Raw genomic sequence first — 13,780 nt, 5'->3', positions numbered from 1 at the left:
ACGGCAACACAGGGAGTCAGGGTGAGTATCGATCCCGAGGGCACGCCCGGGCCGGTCGTCCGTCCGTATGCGATGACCGGTGGGCGCACTCGGTCGCGCTATGAACTCGCCATCGAGGCACTCGTCTTCACGACGCCTCTCGGCGAGGAACGAGCGATCGGCCTCAACCTGGAGCAACAGACCATCGCCGCCATGTGCCGGCAGGTGCGATCCATCGCGGAGATCGCAGCCGGCCTCCGGGTGCCCCTCGGGGTGGCCCGCGTGCTGGTAGGCGATATGGCGGACGAAGGCTTCGTCCGCGTCCACCAGCAGCCTGACCGCGACGAGGCACCGGATCTCGCGTTGCTCGAAAGGGTTCTCAGTGGCCTTCGAAAGCTCTGACAACAGGCGGGTCAACTCCGCCGTCGCCACGACCTCGGTGAAGATCGTGGTAGCGGGCGGATTCGGCGCCGGGAAAACCACATTCGTGGGTTCGGTGTCCGAGATCGTCCCGCTGCGCACCGAGGCCGTCATGACCGAGGCGGGAGCCCACATCGACGACCTCACCCACCTGATGGACAAGACCACCACCACGGTCGCCATGGACTTCGGCCGAGTCTCGCTGGACGAAGATCTGATCCTGTATCTGTTCGGCACCCCCGGGCAGTACCGCTTCTGGTTCATGTGGGACGATATCGTGCGGGGAGCCATCGGTGCGATCGTGCTCGCCGACACCCGCCGACTGGCCGATTGCTTCGCCGCGGTCGACTACTTCGAGCAGCGGCAGTTGCCCTTCGTGATTGGCGTCAACTGCTTCGACGGGATCCTGCGGCACTCGATCGAGGACGTCCGGGAAGCACTGCAGGTCAGCCCGGCCGTTCCCGTCATCACCTGCGACGCCCGCAACCGCGACTCCACCAAGAGCGCGCTGATCGCGGTGGTCGAGCACACGATGTCGCGGGCGACCGCAGGGACCTGAGGTGATCCGCCCCGGGGCGGCCGGTGCCAGTCGCCCCGGGCAAGCGAGCCGACCCGAGCTCAGACGGGCGGGGGAAGCTTGCGGAGTTCGGCATCCAGCGGGACCTTGGTATTACCCGTATTGTTGACAATCTTGAGGTCGAAATCGTTCGCCTGCTGGTTCTGGTTCCACTGACCACCGACGAGGGCGATACGAGCCACGTTCTTCGGGACGTTGGGCTGAGCTCCGAACGCCACGGGTCCGACGATGGTCTGGGCGTCGACGTCGCGGATGGCCGTGGCGACGGCTTCTCGGTTGTCGAGGGAGTCGACGTTGCTCAGCGCCTTGACGGCGACCTCGAACAGGGCGTACGAGAATCCAAGGATCTGGGTCCACCCTTGGCCGCGGGCGCTGGTGAAGTCGTTGGCCAGCTCCAGGGACGTCTTGTTCGTCAGCGAGCTGCGGAAGGGATGCGCCGGTGACCACGCCACCTCGGTGGTAAGACCGTCACCACCGGTACCGAGGCCACGCACATCCTCCTGGAAGTAGATCGCCTTGGAGATCGTCAGGGCGTTCGGCGAGTAACCGAAGGTCCTGGTCTCCTTCCGGAAGGTGGCGAAGTCCGCGGCCCGGGACACGCCGACGACGGCCTGCACCCCGTTCTTCTCGAATTCATCGATATAGGTCTTGAATGAGGGCGCCCCGCTTGCGTAGCCGGCTGACATCGGCGACGTCAGCCGGAGATTGTTGTAATTGCGGATGGTGGGAATTCCGAAGTCCGGGTTGGCGAACGCKCGGCCGTCGTCGTCGTCCGGATACATGAGCCCCAYCTTGGTGATCCCGAGCTGGCTCCACATCGCGACGTAGGTCGCCACCAGGTCCTCCATGCCCCAGAAAAAGTGGTAGGTCCAGCGGAAGGGCATGTCGACGTTGCCGCCCCGGCCATTCCACCAGGCCTGCCACGGGGCGATTGTGGAGATACAGGGAACCTGGTTGATCTCGCACTGGTCCGCGACGGGAACGGCAGTGTCGGAGGTGCCACCGACCAGCACGATGTCGACCTTGTCCTTGAAGATCAGGTCGGTTGTCGCAATCCCGGCGCCATGGCGGTCCGACTCGGAGTCCCGGACGAAGATCTCGACGGGATAGGWGCGGTTCCCCACCTTCACGCCATCGGCCAAGATCGTGCGCATCGTCTRCACCACATACGAGTCGACCACGCTGTGGCTGCGGAACGCCCCCGTCCGGGACGTCACATAGCCGAGACGTACCTTGCGCGCCGCGCTGGCCGAGGAGGATGAGCCCCCACACGCGGCCAACAGCCCGGCGGCCGGTGYCGCGACCGCCGCGGTCCCGGCCCAGCGAAGCAGACCACGCCGGTTAACGGTCCGTCGGCCGCTCTCCCGGGGAACGGGGACGCCCCCGTCCRCACCGCCAGCCACATCCGTCCTGCCAGCGGCGGCACACCGTCCGCCACCCTCACCACGGTCAGACCTGAGCATGGCACCTGATCCTGCCCCATGCCATCCTGAATCCGACAACGGGGGTCGGAACTCGGCAGATCCCGGGCTACCAGAGGCGCCTTAGATCCGACATATCGGTGTTTCACTTACCGTCAGCGTGGGGATGGATCTCCTCAGTTCACCCCGCAGTATCGGTGCGGTGCGCTGYCACTCGCGGTGAGTTCCAGCGTGCCCTGCGCCTTGTCGCGGATTCCGGCCCCGGGCTTGGCGATGTGCACCCCCGAAAGATCCTTCAGTGGCCCGCTGGTGAACTTCACGYTGCCGATCACATTCCCGCCGTCGTTACCGRCCACCGGCGTGATCGTGTACTGACCGGCGGTGCCGTCCCAGCTGTAGGCACCGGCGGTCCGTTCGACCACGAGCACACCGACGACATTGTCGGACAGCTTCAGGGGATTCGTCCCGGTAACCAGCCGGCATTCCCAACTGCCATCAATCATCGCCTTGCCATTGATCGCGTCCGGGCTGGTCGTGGTGGGCGTCGGCGAGCCACTGGGGGGAGCCGGCGAAACCGACGGCGCGCTCTTGCCGCCGCCATCGCCGCGCAGGAGTGCATAGCCGCCGACCGCGAGCAACGCGAGGACCAACGCAACGGCCAAAGGACCGATCCAATCCTGACGAAGCCAGGCGAGGCGATCCTCGCCGGAGAAGTCCTCGCCCTCCGGCTCATCCCGGGCATCCCCCTGTTCCCGCAGCCCCACCGCGCGGGCATCACGTCCGTAGGCCCGCCGCCCGGGCCCGGAATGGCCGCCGACCCCGGCGCCCTCCTCATGCCGGCCAGCATGTCCACGGCTCCTGGCGCCGGTTCCGCCCGCGCGACCGGCCCGGTCCGCGGTGCCACGCCGGCGCTCGCCGGCGCTCGCCGCACCCCCCTCACCCGATCGCGTCGATCCTGATGACCGGATGGGCTGGGGAGCCGAGACCGGTTGGAGACTGTTGGTGTCGGTCACCGGATTCGGGGTGCGGCGGCGGTCGGCAGGCACACTGCGACCACTCGGTTTGCGCACCGACCGGGAGGGCTGCCAGCCGCTGTCGTCATCCGGCGCGGCGCCGGCACCTCTGGCCTTTCCCGATCCCCGCCGGGGCACCAGGGACGTCCTCTCCGAGGGAGACTCGGGTCGGCGCCCCACCGGCGACAACGGAGTTCCGACCAGRCCACGCGCACCGGTCCCGGCCGGCAACGCGGAGGCGTCTGGCCGGTACAGCGGACGAGCGGTCGTCATCGTCTCCTCGACCCGAGGTACAGCCAGGTCGCCGGGCCTGCCGCTGGCCCGCGACGCATCGGCGTCGACCTCGGCAGCCGCCCGCCGCTCCGGGGCCGCGAGCGCCCGGCCGCGGGCCGGAGCGGACGGCCCGTTCTGGCCGGACAGCCGGTCGGTCGGACCGGCCAACGAGTCCCTCGGTCCAGACACCCGATTCGCCGGCACCCGCCAGTCGCTCCCCGTCGCAGCCTCCACCGGCGATCGTCGCCGGGCCACCGGGAGCGGTCCGGAGAGCGGGTCCTGGCGGCCGGGGACCAGTCCGGCGATCCCGTTGGGCCCGTTGGGCGGGAGAGAACGGACGGCATCTCCGGTGCCGGGCAGGGGAGTCCGCCAGCCTGCAAGATCCGCTCCGCCGTCGCGGGGGTCCCGCGGACGATCCTGGCGGGAGCGCAGACGGTCCTGGCGGAAGTGTGGGGGCAGGCCCCCGGTGGCCGGGCCCTGCCGGCCGACGGTGAGGTCGGCGGAGGCGGGGAACGCGCCGTTCCCGCCGGCGGCCTTACCCACGGGAAGGCCGTTGAGGCCCCCGGCGCCGTTGACCCCGGAACCGCCATTGACCCCGGAACCGCCATTGACCCCGGAACCGCCATTGACCCCGGAACCGCCATTGACCCCGGAACCGCCATTGACCCCGGAACCGCCGTTCGGGCCCCTTTTTCCCGGACCCGGGTCCCTGCCGGGACGACTCGACGCCGATCCCGGCAGATAGGCTTCCGCGCCCCCGAATCCGCGGGGCGGAGTTGATGAGGTCGCGCCCGGACCAGCGGATCCGCCGCCACCGGGACGGACCTCGCCGGCCTCCCGGTTCGGGGCGCCCGGGCCCACTGCGGGCGTGCCCACACCGGGCAGTTGAACACGGGGCAGTTGAACACGGGGCGAGCTGTGCCCGTTCCAGGGATCCGTCGAGGAGTATGCGGTTTGGGGCCCGGCATCAGACGGCGGCGCGGCGGCGGTCACGCCAAAGCTCTCGGGCACCACCGGGAAGGCCGGGCCGGTGACCCGGCTCGGGGTGCCCGACTGGCCCGGAACTCCCCTGAGGTCCGCCGGCGACGTGGGAACGGCCCGGGACGGCAGCGCGGGAACCGGTCGGGCGGAGATCGGAAACCCACCGGTGAACGGGTCCGCGGAAGCCCCACCCCCCGGTCTCGCCCCGGAGGTGGTTCCCGCCGCCCCGCCGGCCCGTGGGGAACGGCCCATGTGCACCGGTCCCGACGGCGGACCGGTTGGGACCGGGTAGGTCTCCTGACCGGGTCCGCCCACCTGCGGGTCGGACGGCGTCGTAGCCGTCCTGGACGCCGCGGACGGTGGCGGGGAGGCCGAGGGGAGGTAGGACGTCGGCCGGGACGCAGCCGGCGGCGGACCGGCGGAAACCCGAGGACCCCTGGGAACAGGAGGAGCAGGAGAAGCCACCGGAGCGGCGGATGACACCGCCGGGGTGGACGGGCCCGCGGGAGCGGGGGGGGTCACCGAGATGCCCGGCGGGCGTCCACCGGCGGGTCCCGGCGCCGGACCGTCCCAGGTGGTGGTCACGTCGAAGGGATCGGCGGGACGCGCACCGCCGCCTGCCGGCGGCATGGCTGGTCGCGGTCCCGGCGCCGGCTCACGCCGGGACCGGGGGTTCGGATCCCAGGATGTGGGCGCGGGCTCACGGGAGACAGGACGGGCTGCCTGCTCGCCCACCCGCTCCACCGCGAAGAAATCGTCGTCACGACGGGGGGCAGCCGGGCGCCCCGTGGCACCGTTGCGGTCGGTGTCATAGGTCGTCACAGAACTATCACCCGCCTCCGGGTGCGGGCGCCGGGCGTCGGCGACGTTATCCCAGCTTCAGGCATCATGGCCGCTGAACCGCTGTATTTGATCATAGGGCGGCATCTCCTGCCCCCCCTGGTCAGCACGATGCGGGCAGTCATCGTGTGGACGTGCGTCGGGTAAATGTGTGATCTGGTCACGCCGCCGGGTCCCCCGCCCAGCCGGACGAATGCACGTGGAGYAGCCTCGCTCCGGCAGGGGCGGTCTCGGGATGTGTCCCGGAGAATCGCWCCGCCATGACCGCCCACCGATGCGCGAAGGACGTCCTATCACATCACCGACGAAAAAGCAATAGCACTCTCGTCCGTCGTCCCGTAGCTCATCCAGGCATCTGACAATAGTTCTATCAGCCCACTGTACACTGGTAATCGTCATCGCTTGTCACGGCAGGCGGCATAGATCTCCCGCACGATGCGCTGCGACGACTCGGACTGGACGTTGTCACTGAACCGCTGGTACTCCTCCTGGGTGTAGCCGGCTTCCAACTTCTCCAGCGTGCAGGTGCAATAGCCTTCGTTACCGTTGCTGACGTCGAGGCACGAGCTGAGATATGCCTGACGGACCTCCGGGGAGTAACGGCCCTTCTCCGCCGCGGCCGGGCCGGCCGCGGTCCCGGAGTCCGATCCACCGCCGCCGAGGGCGAGGAATCCGATGACGCCGAGCCCGAGGCAGACGAGAACGACGGCGGCGCCGATCAGCAACGGCGGACGGTCGCGCACGTGCTGGACGAACGCGGTGACCCGTGCCGGCAGCCCGCCGGCCTCGTCGCGCCGGGCCGTCGCCCCGCGCCGGGCCGTCGCCCCGCGCCGAGCCGTCGATTCACGCCGGGAGATGGGCCCGGACGGTGCCCATCCACTGTCGTGCTCGTCGAACGACCCGGCGTACGGCCCCGGCTCGTCGTCCGGATCGTCGTCCCACCGCGATGTGCCGTCCGCCGCACCGCCGGCGGACGGGGCGTACGTCGCCGCCAAGCCCCCGACACGCCGGATCTCGCCGGTCGAGTCGCCGTCGCCCCAGGTCGTCTGCGCCGCGGCCGGCCCGGCGGACGCAGCCACCGGATCGACGGGATCCGCCGCACCCGCGCGGCGGGCCGGACCGGTCAGATCGCCCCGCTCCGACGGCCCGTGCGGTGCAATGACGTCCGCGGCCGGTTCCCCCCACCGGCCGCGCTGGCCGGTGGGGCCGTAGGGTGCCAGCCCCCGCGCGTCCGGCTCTGACGGCGTGGCCACCACCCCGCCCATGGTGCGGGGTGGATCGGTGAGCGCCCCGCCCCAACTCGGCGGTGCCGGAGCCGCTTCCACGGCACCGGGTCCGGCACCGGGTCCGGCACCGGGCGACGAGCCGGCAGCACCGGGCCGCCCACCAAACGAACCGCCCTGCGCTCCTACCTCGGACCCGACCCGACCGGACCCGGGCTCCCCGGCCGGACCGGCACCGAAGGCGGGCCCACCGGGATGGTTGYCGAATCGCGCCGAGGCCGACGAACCAGCCGGCGGCGCTGCCGATGRCGGCTGCCAGGTCTGGGCAGCCTCGTCCCAGACGTAGGCACCGTCGTCGCTGACCCAACGGCCGTGCTCGTCGAGGCGCATCTGTCGTCCTTCATGCCGGAGACGGACCGCTTCCAGGGTGCCATGTCGGGTAAGAGGCCGGATCGACCGGGTACCGCCGGTGGTGACACACCATGGGCACATCCGTCGAGCTCGCGCATCAGCGAGCGACACCTCACGCGACGGCTACCGCCTCGCGGGACGCCCGACGACCACGCATGACGTGCGTCGTCGGTCACGGACCGGCGGTCACCATGATCTCCGCCTTCTGGAACTCCTTCAAAGTTGCGTATCCCGTCGTCGCCATTGCCGTGCGCAGACCGCCGGCCAGGTTGAGGACACCGGTTCTGGTCGCCGTGCCCGGACCGGTCACGATCTGCGCGAGCGTCCCGGTCGGGGTCACCGGCGACCAGCGTCCCCGCGGCAGGTCGGAGTGCAGCACGTCCATCGGCCAGGCCCCGCCCTGGCCCGGGGCCTCCCGTGCGGCCGCGAGCGCCGCGTCCACCATGACCGCGTCCGCGCCGCAGGCCACCGCCTTCGCGACGTCGCCGCCAGTCCGAAGATCACCATGCACGACGACGTGGACGTAGCGGCCGCCCGACTCGTCGAGATAACGCATGCGCGCACCGGCCGCATCCGCGATCGCGGTGGCAAGCGGCACGCCKACCCCGAGCTCGTCCCGGGTGCGGTCACCGAAGCCGGACCCGACGCCCACGATGACACCGGCCGCCCCGGTGCGCATGAGGTGCAGTGCGGTGGAGAACGACGCGCACCCGCCAACCAGCACCGGGATGTCCAGCTGGCCGATGAACCGTTTGAGGTTGAGCGGCTCGCTGCGGCGGGACTGATGCTCCGCCGAGACCRCCGTACCGTGGATGACGAGCAGATCGATCCCGGCGGCCAGYACGTGCGGGCACAGGGCCTTGACCTTCTGCGGACGCAGCGCCGCGGCCACGACCACCCCCGCGTCCCGAAGCTCGGTGAGACGCTGCGCGATCAGCCCCGGCTGGACCGGCGCGGAGTACAACGCGCGCAGCCGCTCGGTCGCCGCGTCCGGGCCCTGGGCGGCCCCGATCTTGCTGAGCTCGGCGATGTGGTTCTCCGGCTCCTCGTACCGGGTCCACAGCCCCTCGATGTGCAGAACACCGAGACCACCGAGCCGGCCGAGCGCGATCACCGACGCGGGTGAGGTCACCGCGTCGGCCGGAGCGGCCACGAGCGGCAGGTCGAACCGGTAGGCGTCGATCTCCCAGGCGAGCGAGACGTCCGCCGGGTCACGGGTCCGACGGGACGGAATGATGCCGACGGCGTCGAGACCATACGCGATCCGCGCGCTCTTGCCGATGCCGATCTCGACCTCTGCCACTGCTGGCGCCTCCTGATTGGGCCGGCGGGCTCGTGCCGACCGGAAAACTGACGTATCTGCTCCACGACTGACCGAACATCCCGGTGACCATCCGATCGGGTGGCCACCGGCTCGTCCCACCCTGCCGAGGTGACCGCGCCCGAGACACGACGGCCGTCACCGGCCTGGGGACGGCCCGGCGACGGCCTGGTCGGTCGCGCGACGCGATGGCGTCAGCGCGCGGAGTTGTAGTTTGGCGCCTCGACGGTCATCTGGATGTCATGGGGGTGGCTCTCGATCAGCCCCGCCGAGGTAATACGGATCAGCTGCGCCTCGTCCTGCATCCGCCGGATGGTGGGCGAGCCGGTGTAGCCCATCGCCGCCCGCAGACCGCCGACCAGCTGATGGGCCACGGCCGCCAGCGGACCCCGGTAGGGCACCTGGCCCTCGACGCCCTCGGGAACCAGCTTGTCATCGGAGAGCACATCGTCCTGGAAGTACCGATCCTTCGAGTACGACCGCGCGCCGCCGCGGCTACGCATGGCGCCGAGTGAGCCCATACCCCGGTAAGCCTTGTACTGCTTGCCGTTGATGAAGATCAACTCTCCCGGRCTCTCGTCGACACCGGCCAGCAGGCTGCCCAGCATGACCGTGTCGGCGCCGACGGCGATGGCCTTCGCGATGTCACCCGAGTACTGCAGGCCGCCGTCGCCGATCACCGGCACACCGTGCTCCCGGGCGATGCGCGATGCCTCGTAGATGGCCGTGACCTGGGGGACGCCGACKCCGCTCACCACCCGGGTGGTACAGATCGAGCCGGGCCCGACCCCGACCTTGATGGCGTCCGCCCCGGCCGCGATCAGCGCCGCCGCGCCGGCTCCGGTCGCCACGTTGCCACCGATCACGTCGAGCGGCCGACCGTCCACCCCGGTCGGCATGTCGGTCTTGATCCGGCGCACCACGTCGGGCACGGCTCGATGATGCCCGTGCGCGGTGTCCACGACGAGGAAGTCGACCCCGGCGGCGACGAGGACCTGGGCGCGCTTGTAGGCATCCTCCCCCACGCCRACGGCGGCGCCGACCATCAGCCGGCCGTCGGTGTCCTTGGTGGCATGCGGGTACTGCTCCCGCTTGGTGAAGTCCTTGACGGTGATCAGACCGCGCAACCGGTCACGCTCGTCCACGATCGGCAGCTTCTCGACCTTGTGGCGGCGGAGCAGGGCGAGCGCGTCCTCCGGCGAGACGCCCACCGGTGCGGTGATCAGCGGCATCGGAGTCATGACGTCCTGCACTCGACGCGAGTAGTCCCGCTCGAAGCGGATGTCCCGGTTCGTCACGATGCCGACCAGCCTGCCGTCGGATTCCGTCACCGGGACACCCGAGATCCGGTACCGCGCCATGAGGACGTTCGCGTCCTCCAGGGTGGCGCCGGGTCCGCAGGTCACCGGCGCGGTGATCATCCCGGACTCGGAACGCTTCACCATGTCGACCTGCTGCGCCTGTTCGTCGATCGAGAGGTTGCGGTGCAGCACCCCGACCCCGCCCTGGCGCGCCATCGCGATGGCCATGCGGGCCTCGGTCACCGTGTCCATGGCCGACGACACCAACGGCACGGCGAGATCGATGCTCCGCGACAGGCGGGTCGTCGTGTCCGCCTCCGCCGGTACCAGATCGGAGGCGGCCGGAAGCAGCAGCACGTCGTCGAAGGTCAGCCCGAGCATCGCCAGCTTCGGCGGTACCGCGGCGGCCTCGGCCCCCAGCAGGTCGGGACGCGCGCCGACGTGGGTGCCCACCCCGGCCGGCAACGTGAAATCGGTGGCGAGGGGACCGTTCATGGCACCTTCCATTCCGCGTTGACCGAGGCCGCGGACCCAGACCGACGCCGCGGCACGAGCCCGCCCGCCGTCCTGGAGTGACGGGYCGCGCGCAACGGCGAAAAAGTCTACCTACTACCAGAACCGGGTTACCAGAACTGGGCTACCAGAATCGGGCACCGAGCGGCGGCACGGACTCCATCGTAGAGGTCACCGGCACCTATCGGCGGTTCCAGCGTGACCGACATCGCCATGGATGACATCTTCCTATACCACAGCGCCGTCCAACGTGCCTGATCCGGACCCACGCGCCCGGCAGAACAGCGGACCGACCACGACGGACCATGTCCGGAGGGMCGCACATCGGTGCCGAGACTCCGGATCGGGACCACTAAGCAGTCCGGGCAAGCGTAGCGTGGTCGTCGTGAGCGACGAGCCTGTCGACCCCTTCGCGGGCGACCCCGAGGATCCGGCTGCCGAGCTCGCGCGCCTCGACTCCGTTGACGACCTCGACCTGCTCGAACCGCTGTCCTTGCACGAGCGGGAGGAAGTCCTCGCCGAGCTGGGGGACCTCGACGTCTTCCGCACGCTGCTCGAGCCGCGCGGCTACCGCGGCCTTGTCGTCGACTGCGAGGGCTGCGCCGAGCCCCACTTCTTCGACTGGGACCTGCTGGTCGGCAACCTGCGCAACCTTCTCAACGAGGGGCGGACGAGAGTCCACGAGCCGGCGTTCGCGCCGAACCCGTCGTGCTACGTCAGCTGGGAGTACGCTCGCGGCTTCGCCGACGGGATCTACGAGGCGTCCGCCGCCTCGGAGGCGGACTCGCGCTGAGGCGGCCCCGCGTCGCCGCCTGGCCGGACACCCGGCCGGGTAGATCCCGCGTGCCGGGGATGACCCCGGCCGGGGTGGATGCCGCGCGCCGGCAGAGCGCGGCCGGCGGTGGCCACGCTAATTCCCGCTCAGGCCGTGTGACCGGCCGACCACCGGGGTAGGCGTTCGACCGTCAACAGAAGTTCCGCCGGACCTGCGGATCCGGCGCGGTCGGTCGGCCATGACGGAACACGGCGCCGGCCGGGAGTCCCGCGGCCGACTCGGACCCTGATCCGCCTGAGATCCCTGGACATCCAGGGACTTCCCGACCGTGTAACGGCCGGGCGGAACGACCCGTGACGCAGGCTCACCCGGGTGAAATTTCAAGATCATCCAAAGGGTGGCCCAGTACTACGGTGAAGCGGCGGCGCTTGCCGCTCAGGTCGAAAGGGGGCTCAGACCGATGACCGACGTCCGACGACTTCCAGGCCCCGGCGCGGAAAAGTGGGAATGGCAGCTGCACGGGGCGTGCCGTGGTGAGAGCACGGAGCTCTTCTTCCACCCGGAGGGCGAACGGGGGCCGGCCAGAGCCGCCCGTGAGGCCGCGGCCAAGGCGGTCTGCGCCCGCTGCCCGGTCATCCGCGACTGCGGTGAGTACGCGCTGACCGCCCGGGAGCCCTATGGCGTATGGGGCGGGCTGAGCGAGTCCGAACGGGATGCGATCCTCACCGGCCGCTCCCGGCGGGGGGCCGCGAGACGCACCCCGGCCCGCCCCGGACTCGCACCGGCCTGCTGAAGGAGGGCCGCCGGGTGCCGATAGGCGGACGGGTCGGGATATCCGGTCCTGGTCTCCTGGATCACCCACGACGGGTGAGTGACCCGGCAGCGACCCAACGCGCCGACGGCCCAACGCGCCGGAGCCCGGTCGATCCTCTGGGACCGACCGGGCTCCGGACGTACCGGGGCCCGGGGGCCGGGCCGCACCCGGCGGGGCCCCACGACGCCAATCCGGTCAGAAACCCGGGCCCTGCGGGTGGCTGTGCCCGTGGCCGTGGCCGTGGCCGTCCTGGGGAGCGGGCTCCGCCGGCTTCTCGACGACCAGGCCCTCGGTGGTGATGAGCAGAGCCGCGATCGAGGCGGCGTTCGCCACCGCCGACCGGGTGACCTTGACCGGGTCGATGACGCCGGCCGCGATCAGATCGGTGTACTCGCCGGTGGCCGCGTTGTACCCACGACCCGGCTCGAGCTCCTTGACCTTGGAGACGATGACCGCGCCCTCCAGACCAGCGTTGCGCGCGATCCACGACAGCGGGGCGTCGAGCGCGCGGCGCACGATCCGCACCCCGGCGAGCTCGTCCCCRGTGCGACCGAGCCCGTCATCGAGCACGGACGCCACGTGGGTGAGCGCGGAACCGCCGCCGGCGATGATGCCCTCCTCGATGGCCGCGCGGGTAGCCGACACGGCGTCCTCGAGGCGGTGCTTCCTCTCCTTGAGCTCCACCTCGGTGGCGGYGCCGACGCGGATGACCGCGACCCCACCGGCGAGCTTGGCCAACCGCTCCTGCAGCTTCTCGCGGTCCCAGTCGGAGTCGCTGACCTCGATCTCCTGCTTGAGCTGACGCACCCGATCGGCGATCGAGGAGGCCTCGCCAACCCCGTCAACGATGGTGGTGTTGTCCTTGTCCACCACGACCCGCCGGGCCCGGCCCAGGTCGGCCAACGTCACCGCGTCGAGGGAAAGACCGACCTCCGAGGCCACCACCTGGCCGCCGGTGAGCACGGCGATATCCTGCAGCAGTGCCTTGCGGCGGTCCCCAAACCCGGGAGCCTTGACCGCGACGACCTGGAAGGTCTTGCGGATCGAGTTCACCACCAGGGTGGACAGGGCCTCGCCCTCGACCTCCTCGGCGATGATCAGTAGCGGCTTGCGCTCCTGGACGACCTGCTCCAGCACGGGCAGGATCTCGTTCAGCGCCGAGATCTTGCCCGGGTAGAGCAGGACGTAGGCGTCCTCGAGCACGGCCTCCTGGGCCTCGGCGTCCGTGACGAAGTACGGCGAGATGTAGCCCTTGTCGAACTRCATGCCCTCGGTCAGTTCAAGGTCCAGCCCGAGGGTCTGGCTCTCCTCGACCGTGATGACGCCGTCCTTGCCGATCTTGTCGATCGCCTCGGCGATCAGTTCCCCGACCTGCGGGTCCTGAGCGGAGATGGCGGCGACCTGGGCGATGGTCTCCTTCGAGTTGACCTCGATGGCCTGCTTCAGCAGTGCCGCGGAGACGGCCTCGACGGCGGCCTCGATGCCCAGCTTCAGCGTCAGTGGGGCGGCCCCCGCGGTCACCTGCTTGAGACCGAAGCGCACCATCTCCTGGGCTAGCACGGTCGCCGTCGTGGTGCCGTCGCCAGCCACGTCGTTGGTCTTGGTGGCGACTTCCTTCGCGAGCTGGGCGCCCAGGTTCTCGTAGGGGTCCTCCAGCTCGATCTCGCGCGCGATCGTCACCCCGTCATTGGTGATCGTCGCGGCGCCGTAGTGCTTGTCGATGACGACATTGCGACCACGCGGGCCGATCGTCACCTTGACCGCGTTGGCCAGGGCGTTCACCCCGTGCTCGAGCGCGCGGCGGGCGTCCTCGTTGAACGTCAGAATCTTCGGCATACCTGGTTGTCCTCCCGACACCGAATACCGGTGAAAAACAGCAGGAGCGCGCCCCGCCGGCGAGCCCGGCGGAAACCGGGCG

At 70.4% G+C, this 13,780-nt stretch carries 10 protein-coding genes; 4 read left to right on the top strand and 6 right to left on the bottom strand.

From position 1 onward, the window contains the following. Positions 1 to 21 precede the first annotated feature (21 nt). Together Manayef4_RS15200 and Manayef4_RS15195 are read left to right on the top strand one after the other, a co-directional pair. On the top strand, positions 22 to 381 hold the full coding sequence (locus Manayef4_RS15200; RefSeq protein WP_011435095.1) for a DUF742 domain-containing protein: 360 nt from the start codon (positions 22 to 24) through the stop codon (positions 379 to 381). After that, positions 362 to 958 carry an ATP/GTP-binding protein gene (locus Manayef4_RS15195; RefSeq protein ID WP_011435094.1) on the top strand — a complete coding sequence of 199 codons (597 nt, stop codon included), beginning with the start codon at positions 362 to 364 and terminating at the stop codon, positions 956 to 958. Before Manayef4_RS15200 ends, Manayef4_RS15195 begins: the two co-directional genes overlap by 20 nt. 59 nt (positions 959 to 1,017) lie before the next feature. Here Manayef4_RS15195 and Manayef4_RS15190 read toward each other — a convergent pair whose 3' ends face one another. From Manayef4_RS15190 to guaB, 5 genes are all read right to left on the bottom strand, one after another. Next, complete coding sequence (locus Manayef4_RS15190; protein WP_254665672.1) at positions 1,018 to 2,379, bottom strand: ABC transporter substrate-binding protein; 1,362 nt, start codon at positions 2,377 to 2,379, stop codon at positions 1,018 to 1,020. Between the two features lie 194 nt (positions 2,380 to 2,573). Beyond that, the gene (locus tag Manayef4_RS25040; RefSeq protein WP_175443394.1) at positions 2,574 to 4,226 is read right to left on the bottom strand and encodes a hypothetical protein; all 1,653 of its coding nucleotides are present in this window, start codon (positions 4,224 to 4,226) and stop codon (positions 2,574 to 2,576) included. Positions 4,227 to 5,899: 1,673 nt separating this feature from the next. Beyond that, on the bottom strand, positions 5,900 to 7,117 hold the full coding sequence (locus Manayef4_RS15175; protein ID WP_070131995.1) for a hypothetical protein: 1,218 nt from the start codon (positions 7,115 to 7,117) through the stop codon (positions 5,900 to 5,902). Positions 7,118 to 7,310: 193 nt separating this feature from the next. Further along, positions 7,311 to 8,441 carry a GuaB3 family IMP dehydrogenase-related protein gene (locus tag Manayef4_RS15170; RefSeq protein WP_070131994.1) on the bottom strand — a complete coding sequence of 377 codons (1,131 nt, stop codon included), beginning with the start codon at positions 8,439 to 8,441 and terminating at the stop codon, positions 7,311 to 7,313. Between the two features lie 212 nt (positions 8,442 to 8,653). Then, positions 8,654 to 10,141, bottom strand: coding sequence for an IMP dehydrogenase (gene guaB / locus Manayef4_RS15165; protein ID WP_200875358.1), 1,488 nt, complete (start codon positions 10,139 to 10,141; stop codon positions 8,654 to 8,656). A 508-nt stretch (positions 10,142 to 10,649) separates the two neighbouring features. Between guaB and Manayef4_RS15160 the strand changes: the two genes are divergently transcribed. Beyond that, complete coding sequence (locus Manayef4_RS15160; protein ID WP_023839779.1) at positions 10,650 to 11,066, top strand: DUF5319 domain-containing protein; 417 nt, start codon at positions 10,650 to 10,652, stop codon at positions 11,064 to 11,066. Between the two features lie 442 nt (positions 11,067 to 11,508). Then, positions 11,509 to 11,841, top strand: coding sequence for a WhiB family transcriptional regulator (locus Manayef4_RS15155; RefSeq protein ID WP_011435087.1), 333 nt, complete (start codon positions 11,509 to 11,511; stop codon positions 11,839 to 11,841). A gap of 216 nt (positions 11,842 to 12,057) precedes the next feature. Here Manayef4_RS15155 and groL read toward each other — a convergent pair whose 3' ends face one another. After that, on the bottom strand, positions 12,058 to 13,698 hold the full coding sequence (gene groL / locus Manayef4_RS15150) for a chaperonin GroEL (protein WP_070131993.1): 1,641 nt from the start codon (positions 13,696 to 13,698) through the stop codon (positions 12,058 to 12,060). Positions 13,699 to 13,780: the final 82 nt, after the last annotated feature.

It is taken from the genome of Frankia sp. CgMI4, assembly GCF_001756285.1.
Lineage (GTDB): Bacteria > Actinomycetota > Actinomycetes > Frankiales > Frankiaceae > Frankia > Frankia casuarinae.
Note: the sequence above shows the minus strand (reverse complement) of the source record. Positions and strands in the feature narration are given on the sequence as shown.